Source organism: Ruminococcus bromii, from assembly GCF_928721825.1.
Taxonomy (GTDB): domain Bacteria; phylum Bacillota; class Clostridia; order Oscillospirales; family Acutalibacteraceae; genus Ruminococcoides; species Ruminococcoides bromii.
In genome coordinates this window covers 1374939-1392753 of record NZ_CAKMVP010000003.1, presented here as the reverse complement: position 1 = coordinate 1392753, position 17815 = coordinate 1374939, and the positions used below count along the sequence as shown (strand labels likewise).

At 41.2% G+C, this 17815-nt stretch carries 12 protein-coding genes and 1 tRNA gene; 6 read left to right on the top strand and 7 right to left on the bottom strand.

Annotated features, from left to right (window positions below; all coding sequences use genetic code 11):
• Nucleotides 1-126: 126 nt before the first annotated feature.
• From QDI94_RS07110 to QDI94_RS07100, 3 genes are all read left to right on the top strand, one after another.
• Nucleotides 127-4293, top strand: a complete 4167-nt coding sequence (locus tag QDI94_RS07110; protein ID WP_278868069.1) for an Ig-like domain-containing protein — start codon at nucleotides 127-129, stop codon at nucleotides 4291-4293.
• 464 nt (nucleotides 4294-4757) lie between these two features.
• The gene (locus tag QDI94_RS07105) at nucleotides 4758-6092 is read left to right on the top strand and encodes an MATE family efflux transporter (RefSeq protein WP_278868067.1); all 1335 of its coding nucleotides are present in this window, start codon (nucleotides 4758-4760) and stop codon (nucleotides 6090-6092) included.
• Nucleotides 6093-6359: 267 nt separating this feature from the next.
• A complete protein-coding gene (locus tag QDI94_RS07100; RefSeq protein ID WP_101028217.1) occupies nucleotides 6360-6692 on the top strand; it encodes a helix-turn-helix domain-containing protein in 333 nt (110 codons plus the stop codon).
• A 367-nt stretch (nucleotides 6693-7059) separates the two neighbouring features.
• Here the strand turns inward: QDI94_RS07100 and QDI94_RS07095 are convergent, their stop codons facing one another.
• From QDI94_RS07095 to QDI94_RS07070, 6 genes are all read right to left on the bottom strand, one after another.
• The gene (locus QDI94_RS07095; protein ID WP_278418900.1) at nucleotides 7060-8217 is read right to left on the bottom strand and encodes a DHHW family protein; all 1158 of its coding nucleotides are present in this window, start codon (nucleotides 8215-8217) and stop codon (nucleotides 7060-7062) included.
• 40 nt (nucleotides 8218-8257) lie between these two features.
• Entirely contained in the window at nucleotides 8258-9652 is a 1395-nt protein-coding gene (locus QDI94_RS07090; protein ID WP_278868065.1) for an MBOAT family O-acyltransferase, read from the bottom strand.
• Nucleotides 9653-9993: 341 nt separating this feature from the next.
• Nucleotides 9994-10983 carry a M23 family metallopeptidase gene (locus QDI94_RS07085; RefSeq protein ID WP_278868064.1) on the bottom strand — a complete coding sequence of 330 codons (990 nt, stop codon included), beginning with the start codon at nucleotides 10981-10983 and terminating at the stop codon, nucleotides 9994-9996.
• 74 nt (nucleotides 10984-11057) lie between these two features.
• Complete coding sequence (locus QDI94_RS07080; RefSeq protein WP_278868062.1) at nucleotides 11058-11891, bottom strand: helix-turn-helix domain-containing protein; 834 nt, start codon at nucleotides 11889-11891, stop codon at nucleotides 11058-11060.
• A gap of 16 nt (nucleotides 11892-11907) precedes the next feature.
• Entirely contained in the window at nucleotides 11908-12768 is an 861-nt protein-coding gene (locus tag QDI94_RS07075; protein WP_278868060.1) for an NAD(P)H-hydrate epimerase, read from the bottom strand.
• Nucleotides 12769-12802: 34 nt separating this feature from the next.
• Complete coding sequence (locus QDI94_RS07070) at nucleotides 12803-13522, bottom strand: hypothetical protein (RefSeq protein ID WP_278868058.1); 720 nt, start codon at nucleotides 13520-13522, stop codon at nucleotides 12803-12805.
• A gap of 441 nt (nucleotides 13523-13963) precedes the next feature.
• Here QDI94_RS07070 and QDI94_RS07065 point away from each other — a divergent pair.
• Nucleotides 13964-14040, top strand: a tRNA-Met gene (locus tag QDI94_RS07065).
• Between the two features lie 231 nt (nucleotides 14041-14271).
• Here QDI94_RS07065 and QDI94_RS07060 read toward each other — a convergent pair.
• The gene (locus QDI94_RS07060) at nucleotides 14272-15792 is read right to left on the bottom strand and encodes a dockerin type I domain-containing protein (RefSeq protein WP_278868056.1); all 1521 of its coding nucleotides are present in this window, start codon (nucleotides 15790-15792) and stop codon (nucleotides 14272-14274) included.
• A 299-nt stretch (nucleotides 15793-16091) separates the two neighbouring features.
• Between QDI94_RS07060 and spoIIID the strand changes: the two genes are divergently transcribed.
• Together spoIIID and QDI94_RS07050 are read left to right on the top strand one after the other, a co-directional pair.
• Complete coding sequence (spoIIID, locus tag QDI94_RS07055; RefSeq protein ID WP_101028209.1) at nucleotides 16092-16364, top strand: sporulation transcriptional regulator SpoIIID; 273 nt, start codon at nucleotides 16092-16094, stop codon at nucleotides 16362-16364.
• Nucleotides 16365-16547: 183 nt separating this feature from the next.
• Complete coding sequence (locus QDI94_RS07050) at nucleotides 16548-17753, top strand: DegT/DnrJ/EryC1/StrS family aminotransferase (RefSeq protein WP_101028208.1); 1206 nt, start codon at nucleotides 16548-16550, stop codon at nucleotides 17751-17753.
• Nucleotides 17754-17815: the final 62 nt, after the last annotated feature.

The window sequence follows — 17815 nt, the reverse complement described above, 5'->3', positions numbered from 1 at the left end:
GTTTTTAAAATCAAGTCAAAAGAATAATACTTTATATTGACAACCAAAAGAGATAAAGTTATAATTTAGTTGTAACGGTATAGAAATATACTTCGGTAAAAATTACTGTTTGAAAGGGGAAAAAGTATGAAACTCAAAAGAATCTTGTCATCATTTCTGGCTGTTGTAATGGCTTTCGGAGTTGTTTCATTGGCAACGGTTGATGAAAACGGCAACATTTTCGGAAACACACTCACCGCAGAGGCTGCGACAGAAAAGACGGCAACAAAAATGCCCGACAATGCAATCACATTCAGCAGTACCTATAGCGACGAGCTTGAAATCATTCCTGCTGCAAGCAAAAACGGTATGTATTACTATAACAACAAGGTCATTTATTTTTACAGCGTTGCAAACAACACTTTCAGAAAAATTTATGATTACAACGATAAAGGCAGAAACAAAGACACTGTTATCTGCGTTTATGCCGATGCCGAAAAAGGCAAGTTTTATATAGTATGGCTTGACTCATCAAATCGAAATAAAAAATACTATTATCTTGATGAATTTGATGTTAAGTCTGAAAAGTTTGTTTCAACCAAGGATATATCATCGCTTGTCGGAAGCAACAACCTTTCACATCCGGAATCTATTGGTGTTGACAGTCAAAACAGATATTACCTTGCCGTGTATGACAGCAATCAGGATAAGTATATTATCAATTTGATTTCAGCCGATATGAAGCTGTTGTCATCAGCTGTTGCCGGTGACGCAGTTTATAAATTCAGCGGTTTTGACAAAACAAACGGCAATTTCTATTTTGAAGGCTACACAGACTGGATTTATTGGGGATACAGCCACGATACGCAGTCGCTTAAATGCGGTAATGTAAAAAACAACAAAATAAGTATAAGCAATTATTATGTAGATATTTTATATCAGCAGTATTATACTCCGCATTATGACAATGCAGTAATGCTTACAAACGGAGATTTCGTGTGGACTTCTACCATGTCAGGTGCTGTCAGAGTGCTTGATTCGGCTAAGTTTGACATTGCCGACAAAGATTCTTCACTGCCACTCAAATTAAGCGTTTCAAGAAGCGGTTACGAAATTGAGGACAGATATGCAGACAGTATCGGCACAAGAACGGTGTATAATGCAGCTACAGGCGATTACCTTATGTATGTAAACGATAATACTATTGCTGAGCTTGATTCAGAAGGCAATAAAAAATCGACCTTCAAAACAGCTTATCCTGTTTTTGCAATGTATAACTACGGCGACAGCGTACTTGTTATTGAAAAGGATACAGACGAAAATTTTTATGTTGAAAATCTGAAATGGGCATATCCTACTAAAATCACATTGTCAAAAACTTCTGCCACAATTAAAGTCGGCGAGAGCCTTTCGCTCAAGGCAACAAGTGATTCGGTTCTTGATATTTCATTTACATGGTCAAGCAACAATAACTCCGTTGCGTCTGTTACAAAGGACGGCAAGGTTTACGGCAACAAAGCAGGCTCTGCAACGATTACAGTAAAAAGTGAAAACGGAATTACGGCAGTCTGTAAGGTTACGGTTCAGAATAAAGCAAACAATCCCGACAGCGGCGAGGTTAAGCAGAACGGTGCGTCATCGAATAATATTTCCGCAAACGATTATTACACCTGGTCATCGGTAGTAAAATCAAATCTTACCGAAAACAGCGACAAAACGCTTACAAGGGTTGAAAGCACGTCAAAAGGCGTTCTTGTTGAAAAGTATTCCGCAAACGGCAAAACCTTGATTTCAAAATCAACAATCAAAAACGAACTTCCTATTTACGGCGGTTATTTCTCGGGCAAGAATAACAACTATATTGTTTTCGGTCAGAACAACAAGGGCGAAAAGGATTCCGCAGAAATCGTAAGAATTGTAAAATATTCAAAAAGCTGGTCAAGAGTCAGCGACTGCAAAATTTACGGTTCAAATACCTTTGAGCCTTTTGAAGCAGGTTCACTTCGTATGATTGAACTTGACGGAAAGCTTTATGTTTATACCTGCCACACAATGTATGCAGATTCAAACAAATTGAATCATCAGGCAAATATGCTGTTTACCGTTGATGAAAGTACAATGAAAACCACCGATTCAATGTATGAGGTGTCAAATCTTCAGGACGGATATGTCAGCCACTCGTTTAATCAGTTCATCAAAACTGACGGAACTTATATTTACAGGGTAGATCACTCCGAGTCAAACAATATGATTATGAGCGGGCAGTATCTTACTGTTAACGGAATTACACTTTCAAGATACAACAAAAACAGTTCCTCAACAAATGTTGCGGTTACAATTCCGCTGAAATTTGATATTCACTCCGGAAACTACACGGGTGCGTCAATCGGTGGATTTGAAGTTGGCAGCGGAAATTGTCTTATTGTATATACAAAGGATATTTCATCTTCATGCAAAAGCAGAAATGCTTACATCAGTGTGACCGATGAGTACTTTAACAAAACAAATAATGTTGCACTCACGAACTATAAATCGGGTACGAAAGTAAGCTGTCGCACTCCGCAGCTTGTTAAGATTAATGAAAATCTTTTCCTCGTTATGTGGGAGGAGTATAATTCCTCAACAAATAAGGTTACAACAAAGGCAAAGACAGTTGATTCGAGTGCAAATACAGTTGCATCTGCAACATTGTCTGTCAGACTTTCGGATTGTCAGCCTGTTATGTGTAGTGACGGTACGGTTAAATGGTATGTTTCCGACAATTCTTCACCGAAATTGTACAGTATAAATCCGTATGATTTGACAAAGCGTCACGAACATACTTACACATCTGTTGTTACAAAACAGCCGACTTGTAAAGCAACAGGCGTCAGAACATATACATGCACAACCTGCGGTGCAAAAAAAACAGAAACAATCAACAAGCTTGCACATTCATACAAGCAGTATGTAACACCTGCTACAACAAGTGCAGACGGTTCAATTACTAAAAAATGCACAGCTTGCGGCTATTCGTCTTCAAAAAGCAAAATATACAAAATAACGAGCGTAAGCCTTTCTTCAACGGTGTTTACATACAGCGGAAATAACATTACACCGAGTGTAACCGTCAAAAACAGTAAGAACAATAAGCTTGTTAAAGGCAAGGATTACAAAGTTATTTACCCGACAAACAGCGTAAATGTAGGAAGATATTCCGTGAAGATTCAGTTCATCGGCAACTATTCGGGTACGGTTAATAAATATTTTGATATTGTGCCGACGGTATCAAGTCTTACAAACACAACAGGCGGTATCAAGCTTTCGTGGAATAAGGTTGACGGTGCTTACGGCTACAGAATTTATCAGAAAACTTCAAACGGTTGGAAACGAATTAAGGACACAACCGCAACAAGCTATACAGATTCGGCGGTAAGTGCAAATCAGACAAAGACTTACACAATCCGTTGTATTGACAAAAAAGGCAAAACCGTCAGCGGTTTTTATTCAAAGGGCTGGTCGAAAAAATATACACCCGTTGCTCCGACAATTTCAAAGCTTGAAAACACATCAAGCGGTATCAAGCTTAACTGGAATAAAATTACAGGTGTTTACGGTTACAGACTTTACTATAAAACATCATCAGGCGGTTGGAAGAGATTTAAGGACACAACTGCCACATCGTTCACCGATTCGGGAGTAAGTCCTAACAGAACCGAAACCTACACAATCCGTTGCATTGACAAGAACGGCAACACAATCAGCGGTTTTAACTCAAACGGTTGGTCAATTAAATATGTTCCTGTTGCACCGACAATTTCAAAACTTGAAAACACATCAAGCGGTATTAAACTTAGCTGGAATAAAGTCACAGGAGTTTACGGCTACAGAATTTATCAGAAAACCTCAAACGGTTGGAAACGAATAAAAGACACAACCGCAACAAGCTTTACGGATTCAGCGGTAAGTGCAAATCAAACCAAAACCTACACAATCCGTTGCATTGACAAGAACGGCAACACCGTCAGTGGTTACAATTCAAAGGGCTGGTCTAAGAAATACACAGCCGCAACACCGAAAATAACAAAGCTTACAAATACATCAAAGGGTGTAAGTGTGACATGGAATAAGATTGCCGGTGTTTACGGCTACCGTCTTTACAGAAAATATGACGGAGGAAGCTGGACAAAGGTAAAAGATACAACTTCAACCTCTTTCACAGATTCAGGTGCTAAAAAGGGTAAGAAGGTAATCTACACAGTCCGTTGTATTGACAGAAAAGGCAAAACGGTAAGCGGTTTCAACTCAAAGGGTTGGTCAATTACAAGAAAATAGTATAATTCACTATGCCGATTTGTAAATATTTAAAGGTGCTGTCGCATTAAGACCGCCTAAAAAGAAAAAATGACCAATCCGAGAGGGTTGCCCGTTCAACAAAACAGTGTCTGTGAAAAAACAGCCTTACAAAAACAGGAAGGCACATAACCGAGAACGATGACGGTTATGTGCCTTTTGCACGGATTTTATTATGCTAAAGCATATGAGTATAAACATAAAATTTCAAATGCTGTGTTACGGTCGGGAACAGTAAGATTTGAACTTAATAAAGCTTTATTTCCGACCGCAATTTTCATTTTTTCATTTTCGATTATCCATTTTCGACTTTCAAATTTCCGTACGCTTGGGTATTGATAGGCATAATTTACGAAAAAAGATAAATCGGTTGTAATTGCGACAAAGTTATGATACAATCATCTGAATGGTCTGTAAAAAACAATAATTGAGGGTTAGGAGATTTTATGGCGACATCAATTTATGCAAAGCCTATTAAGGCGGGGACAATTCTTAAATTTACTCTGCCGACTATTCTTATGATGGTTTTTATGTCACTCTATACGGTTGTTGACGGAATAGTCGTTGCAAACTGTGTAGGAAGCGACGCACTGTCGGCAATCAACATCGTATATCCGTTCACGCTTGTGTTTATGGCTGTGGGGTTAATGTTTTCAACAGGCTCAAATGCTATAATCGCAAAGAAAATGGGTGAGGGAAAGCAGGAGGAGGCAAACCGTCTTATGTCGGGAGTTGCAATCACGGCAACGGTCATTTCTGTTATCATTGCTGTGCTGTTCACAATTTTTGCCGAACCTATGTATATGATGTTCGGTTCAAACGAAAAGATTCTCCCATATTGCATTGATTACGGCAGCGTTATGATTCCCTACGGCTTTGTAATGTGCTGGCAGATGCTCAATCAATCGTACCTTGTAACAGCGGACAAGCCCCACATTATGCTGATTTTCTCAATACTGTCGGGTTGTACAAATATTGTGCTGGACATTCTTTTTATGGCTGTGTGGGGGATTGGAATAATCGGTGCGGGACTCGGCACAATCATCGGTATGGCTGTGGGCGCAATTCCGCTTTTGCTCTTTTTCAACAAAAAGCAAGCTCTGCACTTTGGCAAACCTGAATTTAAAGTAAAAGAAATTCTCTTTGCAATGGCGAACGGCTCTTCCGAGGCGGTGACGAACCTTTCAACAGCCGTGACAACAGCGTTATTCAATATTCAGATGATGCAATTTGCAGGTGCAAAGGGTGTTGCGGCAATAAGTGCAATTTTGTACATTCATTTTATTTTTACGGCGGTTTCGTTCGGGTTTACTTCGGGAGTTTCACCGATTATCAGCTTTAACTACGGCGCACAAAATCACGAAAAGCTGCAAAAGCTGTTTAGGCTATGTATAAAAATCACGCTGATAATTTCACTCGCAATGATTGCGGCATCTGAAATTTTTGCAGAACCGCTTGTAAGAATTTTCTCGGCGGGTGATGAGGAGCTTCAGCAGATTGCACTCGGCGGATTCAGAATTTTTGCGATCAATTATCTGTTGTGCGGAACGAATATTTTTGCATCGGGACTTTTTACCGCACTCAACAACGGCAAGATTTCAGCCGTGATTTCGGTTGCAAGAACACTTGTTTTCGAGTGTGCCGCAATGTTAATTTTGCCGATGTTTATCGGCATAAACGGTGTATGGCTGGCATTGCCCGCTGCCGAGCTTTGTGCCGTTGCAATTTCTGTTACATTCATCGTTAAAAGCGCAAGAAAGTATCACTTAATAAAAGGCTGATAACTAAAAAATAAATATTCTGCACTTGACAGGGGGACTGCCGAAAACGGTAATCTCCTTGTCTTTTTTTGAACAAATCAAAATATATACCGATTATTTTTTTGCACAGTACCTTTGACTGCAAACACATCATATCATATCGACCGTGACAAAACTATGACAAAACAACTCTTTATTCCGAAAAAATTTTTTGAAAATATTTTTAAATAAATGTATTAAAATATGCAATTTTCTCTTTTTAAGGCTCTTTAGTGGAGGCGATTTTTTATGACAAATTTCTTTATGATTCCCAACGAGGTCTTTGACCTCCAACTCAAACCTGCACAATTTGCCGTGCTTTGCTACATTATGAGGTGTTGTGACAAGTCGAATACCTGCTATCCGTCAATGCGTAAAATCGCAGAATCATGTTCCATCTCGGAAACAACGGCAAGAAAGACCATCTATGAGCTGTGCGAGAGAAACATCATTTCAAAGGCGGGCGGTTTTGCTATTGGAAAATTCGGCAAAATTCAGTCTGCACCGTATGTGTATTCGGTAAATCCCGACTTTTTTGACGAGGGCTTTGCCAGAGAAAATCTTATAGCGTCCTTTGCTTAATTTTGACTTTAATCGTTGTAGTGTTCTGTCGGTTACTAATGTTGTGCAAACTATTGTCCTGCCGGTCAACCTGTGTAATATTTTACACCCCCCTACGAAAGATACTTCACCCTTCCTCCTAAAAATTTGTATCTGACCCCTGTAAATTTTATACCCGTCCCCCTCGCCGTTTACGGACTAATAATACTAAAAGAAGAAGACCAAAAGAAAAATACTAAGAGAACAATACTAAGTGAACAATGCCGATGAGGCGAGCCGATTTGAAAACATATCGTGAATTTTTATTCAATCAGGCAAATGAGAGCTTGCCAAAAGAAAAGCACCCCGATTGAATCGGAGTGCCGTATAGTTTATTTAGATTGTCAGTTTACTTGAGCCATACAATGTCGGTATCGGTTGCAAGGTTGTCAATTCCATAAAGCACAACAACCTGTTCGGGGTTGTAGGCTGACACAAGGTCTGACACGCTTTCCTTATAATAACGCAGGTCAACCAAAACCACCTTGCTGTAATTTTCTGCAAGGAACGGCGCAAGGCTGTGCGAAAAGCTGTCCTTTATGAGAAGAATTGTGCCGTTCTTTGCGTTGGTGTTTGTAATCTCCGTGAGAGCGTGGTTGCCGTCAATAAACACGGGGTACTTGTCATCCTCTTTGAGATGGTCGGTAAAGTACATTGAACCCGAAGTTTTGATGTTTGCGCCCTCGGTAATTTTTACGGAGATATTTTTTGAAGAATTGTTCGGATTGCTCCAAATTTCGATATTATCGGGCGGAGTGAGCCAAAAACCGCTTGAAGAATATGTTGTGCCGTAAAAGCCGGGGTAGCTGTCTTTTTTCAGGGTTGAATCATCAATCGGAGTAACGCCGAGTGCCTTGCAAAGCTCCTGATAGCCCGTGTAAGCACCCTTTGTTGTCCAATGGTGGTCTGTTTTGTAGTAAAGCTGACTGCCGTTTTTGTATTCGCTCTTAAAGCGTTCACGCAAATCGACAAAGCCGATTTTATCCTTTGAAAGCGTTGAAGAAATCTTGCTTATATCCTCATCATCGTTGTATTTATCGTGGAATGTCGGAAGCACATCATCGGCAATATATCCTGTTGAGGGAACGAGCATAACCGTTGTCGGAGTGTCGATTGATTTTGCAAAGTCCGCAACCGCACCGATATTCTTATCAAGATTGTTCTCAGTCGAAACAGGCTTGTTGATAAGGTAGCCGTTTTTGCAGTTGTACACACCGCTTGCACCGTTGTTGCCCTCCGCAAGGGTGGTGTATGCGTTAATACCTACCCATGTGTTTCTCTGCGGAAACTGGTCGGCAAAGAATGTTTCAAACTCACTGCCAAACTCTCCCGAAAGCACCTTTTCAACATTGGCATCGGGGAACTTTTGCAAGTATCTTTTTTCGGAAGAACTGTAGTCGGTTTTCGGTGAAAACAAGAACCACAAAGCCATTCCGTATATGAAAATCAGAAATACAACCGCAGGAATGTATTTTCCGATTTTATTTCTGTTATCAGCAAAACGCATATATATTCACCTGACTTTTTTCTAATTGTTCACAGCCGTTTTAAAATCTGAAATAAAGGAACGGGTTGTAGCTTTGATTAACAAGGCTTGCCGTGCTGACGCCAAGGACACCCATGCAGTAGAGTGTTTCGGGAATCCACATAAAGCGTGTGTGTTCAAAGCGGTTGTAAAGCATTGCTGCAAGCGGAGTTGACGCAACAGCCGCAATAATAAGCATCGGCAGGTTGCTCATAATGAGGTTAAATGCCTGATTGCCGCAAATTCCGTTGCCGAAATTGAAAAGGTCAACCATAAACTCACCGAGCTGTCCTACATCAGTAAAGTAGAAAAGTCCCCAACCGATGATTACGATAAACAGAGTGTAAATGTGCTGAACAAATGACGGCAGTCTGTCGAGAAATTTTTTGAGTACGAATTTTTCAAGAATAAGAAGAAGTCCGTAGTAAAGTCCCCAAAGTACAAAGTTGTATGCCGCACCGTGCCAAAGTCCTGTAAGTCCCCACACGATGAGAAGGTTGAGAATCTGCCTTTTAACGCCCTTTCTGTTGCCGCCGAGGGGGATATAAACATACTCTTTGAACCATGTTGAAAGTGAAATGTGCCATCTTCTCCAAAAGTCTGTAATCGACTTTGCAATGTAGGGATAGTTAAAGTTTTTAAGAAACTCGAATCCCAACATATTGCCAAGACCGCAAGCCATATCGGAGTAGCCCGAAAAATCAAAGTAAATCTGGAATGTGTAGGCTATCATACCCACCCATGTTCCGACAACGCCGTTTTCATCGGTTGTTGCAAAAATGTTTGTTGTGAGCGTTCCCATGGTGTTTGCGATAATTACCTTTTTGGCAAGACCGACCATAAAGAGCTTCACGCCCCTTGTGAACATTTCAAGAGTTTCACGGCGGTTTACAAGCTGTTCGGCAACATCACGGTAGCGGACAATCGGACCTGCAATAAGCTGCGGAAAGAGTGCAACATATGTACCGAAGTTGATAAAATTCTTCGACACGGGCGCATCATCACGGTAAACATCAATAACATAACTCATTGTCTGGAATGTGTAGAAGCTGATACCGATTGGCAGGCTGATTTGAAGCTCGGGAATATTGAGAAACGGCAGCATATTGAGCGTTTCGGTTATCATTCCCGTGTACTTGAACACCGCAAGAATACCAATATCAAGCACGCAGGTCAGAATCAGAAACAGCTTTTTCTTTTTGGTGTCGGCTCTGTATTTGTCAACAAGCCAACCGCCTATGTAGTTGAAGAAAATGTTGAATACCATAAGCAGAACAAGCTTTGGTTCACCCCAGCCGTAGAATATGAGGTTTACGATAAAAAGAAAAATATTGCGTCCCTGTCTTGGCACAAGATAATAGGCAAGCAGGGTTATCGGAAGATACGCAAATAAAAACACAAGGCTTGAAAATACCACTCGTTTTTACCTCCCACAAACATAATTTCAAAATCATTTTTTAAATATCATCCTACATATTTTAACTTATTGAAGATTTGCCGTCAACATACAAATTATATGATTTTTTGCCCAAACAGAATAAAAGTAATGTTAATGATTTTGTACTATTAACGGAAGAGGTCGTTCTGTACGGTTCAGTTGACATTTCGTGACGCGTTTCGACTTAGAGGCAAAAAAACAGACTGCCGTATGACAGTCTGCGGTTTTGGTGTAAAGTGATTGGATATTATGAAAACTGCATATGATTTTGCGTCAGTCACTTTGTTAAGAATCAGTATTGCCGACAATTGCTGAAGCATCTATCCTTCTGCACCTGTTTGTAAATCATTATTAACCGAAAATTTGAATTTTCTTGTAAATTCCTTTGTTTCGTTATTGCGCACTGCTTCGCTCTGATTTTGCCCGACAACGCTTGTTATCGCTCCCACATCAATCCATATTTCGTTATTGCTCTCTTTTTGGCTCTCATCAAACACAAGCTCAAGCCCCAGATGCAAATGACTTTCGGTTATTCCGTTTGTATTTTCGGTATCGCTGTAACCCGTTCTTCCCACATAACCGATTACATCGCCTGCACAAACCTTGTCGCCCTCTTTAAGATTTTCGGCAAAGGGACGGTTCTGTCTTAGGTGGGCATAGTACCAATAGCGTTTTTTGTCGGCAGAACGGATTCCGATTCGCCAGCCGCCGTATCTGTTCCAGCCCATAATTTCAACCGTTCCCGACTCAACCGCAGTGACAGGTGTGCCGACCGCCGCCATAAGGTCGTGACCGAGGTGCGGTCTTGTGTAGCCATAGGTTCTGACAGCCCCGAAATCATCATAGCAGGAATACGGAAAAGTTTTGGCAATCGGCGAAAACCAACACAAGCCGTAGCCTTTTTCAGTACCTTTTGAGGTTTCTTTTTCGTAATTGCCTACAATTCCGGAAAGTGCCGCACCGTATGCCTGAGAGTAGTAGCTGAAATATTTCATATCCTTTGTCAGGTTTTCAACGGTTTCGCCGTTTTTGATTTTGTCGGCAAAAGCGGTCATATCGCTGTATTTGTACTTTGTAAAATCACCGCCGTATTTTGCGCCGAGATACGCAAGCACAGTTACGCAGTCGGTGTGCCTGTCGTCATCGTGAGTTTGTATATCGAGGTCAACGGCATTTTGCAGAGCGTCCTTCGTAACATTAAATTCAACATATTTTATGTAGCCTGACGGGGTTTCTTTTCCGCCCAAAAATATCACTGCCGACAATGCCGCAAGCATTACGCACAAGAACGCACAGAACAATTTTTTCATATCAATCACCGATAATATGTATGAAAAGACGGTGCGGATTATGACGGTGTAAAATCGGCAGCGGCAACCTGCCGTTAATTCTTTTCGCTGTAATTCTTCAGCTCCGCAGGGGTTCTGCCGTATTCGGACTTACAGGATAAAATAAGAGAATTAACATTCGGAAAACCGTTTTCAATCGCCGCCTGTCTGACAGTGATTTTTTTATTTCTCAAATCATCAATTGCATGCTCAAGGCGAACCCTGCGAAGATACCTTGAAAAGGTTTCCTCTGTTTTTTCCTTGAAATATTTTGAAAAATGTGCCGGCGTCATTCCCACATAATTGGCAATTTCACCGAGCGTTATTTCGTGCTTATAGTTGTCGTGCATATATCGGATGGCACTTTTTGCACAGTCAAAATCATCGGCCTGTGAGCCGTGAACATACTCAATGTTATTATCAATGCAGTCGCGGATAAGGTAGTACGCAACGCTGTACATTACTGCTCTGACCTTCATACTGATGAGCTTGCTTTTGTATTCCTCAAAACCGTATAATGTGTTCATTGTTTCCCTGATAAATTCCAACGCTTCGCCTTGGGGCTGTTTAAATTTCGGTACAATATGCGGGTCATCAACATACGGTGCAATGGCTTTGGGGATTATATTGAGCATAATAACTTGAGTATCGTCACCGATATCTTCGTAGGAATGAACCTCCTGACTGTTCAGCACATAAACATCGCCCTCGTTAAGAATTATTTCGCAGTCGAGCTTATTAAGCCTTACCTTTCCTTTTTTTACATAGGCAATTTCATACGACACATGCCAGCGAAGACCTGCCTCAAAAGGCACCTTCCTGTCGGGGTATCTTGTAACCCGTCCGCTGTAATACGGTTCGGGCGGTAACAACGCCTTTTTGTACTTCATAGTTTCACCTTCACTGTCAGTTATTTATTACATAGTCTGCGCAAAAATAAATATATTTAAGATCCGCAATTACCGCAGAATGGTCTGTTTTTACAACAACTGTTCTGCGTTCTTTTTTGCTGATTTCCTCAACACAGCGTGCAACATTGCATTTTGAAGGCTCGTAGCCGTATTTTTCAAAAAACTCCTCGGTTGTCATAACAAGTGAGCCGTAGCCCTCAAACATATGCAGGAGAGAATAATCAATCAGCTTGTACTCTTCTTCAATAAGATTGATTCCTATATCGCAATTCGTCATTGACCCGATATAGTACGGTGCGTCATTCAAAAACATTCCTGTCTTAAATGAACCGATTGAAACGGTAAGGTCTGAATTTACCGCCGTACCGCACACACCGGTATCGCCGTTGATTCCGCTGTTTATATCGGCGCTTATAACATAGGCATTTGTCATATTTATCTGCTCAACGGCATCAAGCATTTCGCCCGTTAATTCACCCGAAAACCCTGTTCCGAGCAAGCAGTCTGTGACAATGTCAAAGCCTGTAAAGGCAGCCGCCTGTGACATCGGTAATTCTTCCGCACCAAGTGACATTGCTTTTTTATAATAGTAAAGACCGTCCTTTGAAAAGCCGTCGCCTACTCTGAAAATTGTCGGAGTAAAGCCGTTTTGGCACAAAATGCAGGCGAGCGCATAACCGTCGCCGCCGTTATTCCCCTTTCCGCAAACCACGGCAACCTTACCGACAAATTTTGCCGATTCAAAAATCCCCTTTGCGGCTCTGTACATAAGCTCTGCCGAGGGGGTATGCTCCGCAATTGTTTTTGCGTCGCTCTTTCTCATATTTTCAACTGAAACAACCTGAGCAAATTCCATAATATATCTCCGTTCTCCGAAAAATCCGATAACTCTATTTATCCTTGCCGTTTGCGGCATTATAAGCCGTGATGACGGCACTGTCTTCCATATTACAGCCGAGCAGAAACAATGGCGTTACACTGAAACACCCGTCGAACAATTCAAGCAGTCTTTCCATTCTGCTCCGTTCAACATCAATAACAGCTGCTTCAAACAACTGCCTTAAAACTTGTGACGGCAAAACCCTTGCCGCCCTGTTTTCCTTTGCTCTTTCAAGTATATATACAGCCTTAAGCGGAGCCTTTGTGTTTGTTCCTATGTTAGCCTTTCCCATCCAGGGTGTTCCGTAAACATAAAACCTTCCGCCACACCTTCGTATAATCGGCTTGTCGTCGTTAATCATCGTCACCCTGTCGCCAAAATGCTTCTGCCAAAGTGCCGTGTGGGTTGACTTGCCTGTTCCGCTGACAGCCGAAAAAGCATAGCCCTCACCGTCAAGCTCTAAACACGATGAATGAAAAAAGAAACCGTCAAACCCGTCAAGCACCGCATTGCAAAATTTTGTGAGTATCAGAACATCCTCCGCTTCCTGCCTGTCGATATTGTTGCCAAGCATACAACGCTGAGTAATTTCACCGTCGGTAACAGACACAGTTATATCAACCTTATCCGATTTATCCGACTGAATGATATACGGCTCAAGACGCTGTCCTGCAAGTTTATATTTTGGGTTTATTTCAACATTTAAGTCTGCAATTCTGTATATCGGCATAAGCTCTCCGTTAATCACATAATATCATTAAAAAATGACATCATAATTGTAACACAAATTAACAATTATTGCTACGGCGAAATGTATAAATATAAATTTAGCTTTTAGTGCAAATTGTTCAGGCAGGCAGTATTGCGGCTGAATTATGCACAATTTTTGCCATATTATTTTGTCACAATAAACATATTGAAAATTTTTATTATTGATTGTGCCTGTATAAAACCGCATAATTTTATATATTCGTATTTACCCGTATTTTTTGTTGCAGGATTAACTTTGACACAAAATAGGTTGACAGATATAAGTTCCACAGCAGGAGTAGGAAAGAGGCAAACTTTACTATGGGAATTAACTAAAAAGAAAAAATTTTAAAAAACTATTGACATAATCCATGCACAGTGCTATAATAAAAAAGCTGTAAAAAACAGCAAGCATCCATATCGCGGGATAGAGCAGCTAGGTAGCTCGTCGGGCTCATAACCCGAAGGTCGTCGGTTCAAATCCGGCTCCCGCAACCACTAAGAAACGGCTTAACCACTAAGGTTTTGCCGTTTTTCTTTTTATATTCCGAACGCCTGTTTTTACGAGTTGGTGTTTATTTTTGGGGGTATGCCCTCTAAAAATGCTAAAATTGAACAGAACCGATTATAAAAAACAGTCGGGCAACAGAAATTTTGCATTTTGCAAACCTGCTGCCCGACTGTGAGTTTCTATTTTCAATTTGCTGACAATTTGCTGACTGCTTGCCGTTATATAAGTCCTACAATGTAACTCTGAATTGTGGTTGCGTCAATGACGGTGATATCGGAATCAAAGTTCACATCGGAGTTTATACTCTCAATTTCGCTCTGATTGACAAGACCCACAATTGCCTTCTGAATTGCGGTTGCATCGGCAATATTTATTTCGCCGTCACCGTTTACATCACCGTAATATGCTTTTTCAATTGAATTTGTGCTTGAAATCATAATATAGTTTGTCATACCGATTGCAAGACTGTCTTTGTCAACCCTTTTTATATACTTCAAAGTCGCTTTGTTGTTCGGAGAATCCGACACGGCGGCATACATTGCGTCACCCTTGAGAACCATACCGTAGCAAAGCTTGCCTGATGATGCGGACACACCGCTGATATCAGATGCGACAACTGCCTGTCTGCCTGTTTTAACATCGTATGAATACACGGTGTCGGAGGTGTTGAAATACAGGACACCGTTGTATTTTTCAAGGCTCATAAATGTATTTATCCAGTAGGAATTACCGCCGGCACTCCATTTTTCGTCTACTGTCAGCTTTTTCTCATATGTATTGCTGTCAAGCTTGTATTTTAACAATGCACCCTTGTTAGCTGAAGAATTGTTGTTGACAAAGCCGTAAAATTCGCCGTTGATCTCACAAAGCCTTGTGTCGAAATTATGGATTTCGTAATTATCGTATTTTGTCGAATTTGCGCTGTTGCTTATTGTGTAATCATAGTGCTTTGACGGAAGATTCTGAATGGCTTTGTCGCTTAAAAGAAAGTATGTATGCTGAGCGTGTCCCGGTCGGTCATTAATAGGATCATCCCATGTAACATCAACATTATACCAAGCGTTGCCGATATGAACCTTGTTCCACATATGGTTCATTGAGTTTGACTCAACAAGTTCGGAGTCTATTCCGGCAAGCGAAAGAATGTAGGAATACGCAAGTGCATAGCCCTGACATACGGAAGTCTTTTCAACAAGTGAATTGTATATATCGGCCTTGCTGTAATCTGATGTGCTGTACTCGCTCATAATGGCAAGCTCATCGTGGATTACAAGAGCCTTTTCGGAATCGGTCATATCCTCTTTCACAAGTGAAAGTATTCTCTCGGTTTCTTTATCAAGCAACTTTTTCTGTGTTGCATACTCGCTCTTGCTGATTGTGTACTCGGGATGGATTGATGCAATCGTGTCCTCTGACGGATAGTAGGAGTACGAAAATCCCTGATTCACATAATAAAGCTCAGGATGAGTCAATGTCAGCACCCTAAAAATTTCCGAAATATCACTTCTCGGCACATTTAGACTGCTGATATCAATTTTCTCGTCAAAATTTTTAAGGCTGTCAAGAATCGTATTCTCGACCTTGCTGTATTTATTGTGTATTGCTTTGTTGTAAACAATTTTGCCTTTTTTCGGCGCTGTGTATGCCGAGGCTGTGAAAATGCCCGTTGACACCACACAGGATACTGCAACCGATACCGTGAGAATCATTGCAAATAATTTACCTGTTAATTTTTTCATGTATATTTCCCCTTCTTGAGTCAAAGAAGCAAAATGCACAAAAAATTTTGATTTTCTCTGACTGTTATGATTAAATTATACCATTGGTAACCGTGATAATTCAATCCGCATAAATACCGAAATTATAAGCATTTATTTGTCTGTTTATACAAAAATTTAGTTTAATTACAGATAAAACGCAATAAAACGGCAGCAAAACGCAATAAAACATACTAAGCTATACCGTCATACAATCTGCTGTCTGCACATACAATCTATTACAGATGTCCCCCTAAGGAGGACAGACAGGAGGGCTGTATGTGAAAGGTATCGTAGAAGAAAGAGCGGCAATGCTCGGCGAATACATAATCGAAAGCAAGGCAACCGTCAGAAGTACGGCGAAAAAATTCGGTGTGAGCAAAAGCACCGTACATAAGGATGTCAGCCAACGGCTAAAGGTGCTTAACCCTGCGCTTTACCGACAGGTGAGGAAAATTCTTGACACCAACAAAAGCGAAAGGCATATAAGAGGCGGTCTTGCAACAAAAAATAAATATCTGCAAAAGAAAGCCTCCGAAAGCGAAAAAAGCTGAAAATCAACTGCAATACGGCTCATATACCATACGAAATCGCCTTTTTAAAGCATATTTTGGATATTTTGAAACTTTACTTTTTATGACTTGCGTTGTATAATGGAGTGTAAATATTTTCAGATTTGTCTATAGTTTGTGTACGGCAGTGGTTAATGCACGGCTGTACCTGAGGAGAAATTAAAAATGAGAAAAATTCCGTTTTCACCGCCTGACCTTTCTCAGGCAGAAATTGACGAAGTTATAAAGGTTCTGAAATCGGGCTGGATTACAACAGGTCCCGAAACAAAGCTTTTTGAAAGCCGTATTGCAGAAAGATGTCACACAGAAAAGGCTGTCTGCCTTTCATCGCAGACCTCTTGTGCCGAGCTTACTCTGCGTATTCTCGGCATCGGTCCCGGAGATGAGGTCATAGTTCCTGCGTACACCTACACGGCAACTGCATCAATTATCTACCATGTGGGCGCAAAGCCTGTTATGATTGACTGCAAAAGCGGCAGCTTCGAGATGGACTACGATAAAATGGAGGCGGCAATCAACCACAACACAAAGGTTATCATTCCTGTTGACCTTGCAGGCGTTGTGTGCGATTATGACCGTATTTTTGAGGCTGTTGAAAGAAAGAAAAGCGTTTTCAATCCGCGCAACGAGCTTCAGGAAAAGTTCGGCAGAGTTATTGTTATGGCTGACGGCGCTCACGCATTCGGTGCGCAATGGCACGGTAAAATGTGCGGTGAAATTGCCGACTTCACAAACTTCAGCTTTCACGCTGTAAAGAATATGACAACCGCCGAGGGCGGTGCGGCTGTTCACCGTTCACATGACGGAATTGATGAGGAAGATATGTACAAGCAGTATATGCTTCTTTCGCTTCACGGTCAGACCAAGGACGCATATCAGAAAAATAAGGTCGCATCGTGGGAATATGATGTTGTTGACACTCAGTATAAGTGTAATATGACCGATGTGCTTGCCGCAATCGGTGTGGCTCAGCTTGAACGCTACGATAAAATTCTCGACCGCAGACATCAGCTTATAAAGCTTTACAACGAAGAATTTAAGGATTTGCCCGTTCAGGTGCTTAATCACTGCGATGAAAACCACCGCAGCAGCGGTCACCTTTACTTTGTAAGATTTATCGGCAAAGACGCAGAATACCGTAATAAGTTCTATAATATGATGGCTGACCACGGAGTGATGTGCAATGTCCACTTCAAGCCGTTGCCGTTGCTTTCGGCATACAGCAAGCGTGGCTTCAAAATTACCGATTACCCGAATGCGTACAATATGCACAAAAACCAGCTCACCCTCCCGATGAACTCAACCCTCACCGATGATGAGGCATGGTATGTTATCGAAACATTCAAGCAATGTATGAAAACTCTTAAATAATGCACGGCGCACCGCCGGCAGCGTGTCGCTGCGCCCTGTTCGTGTAGACAGTTTGCGATAGT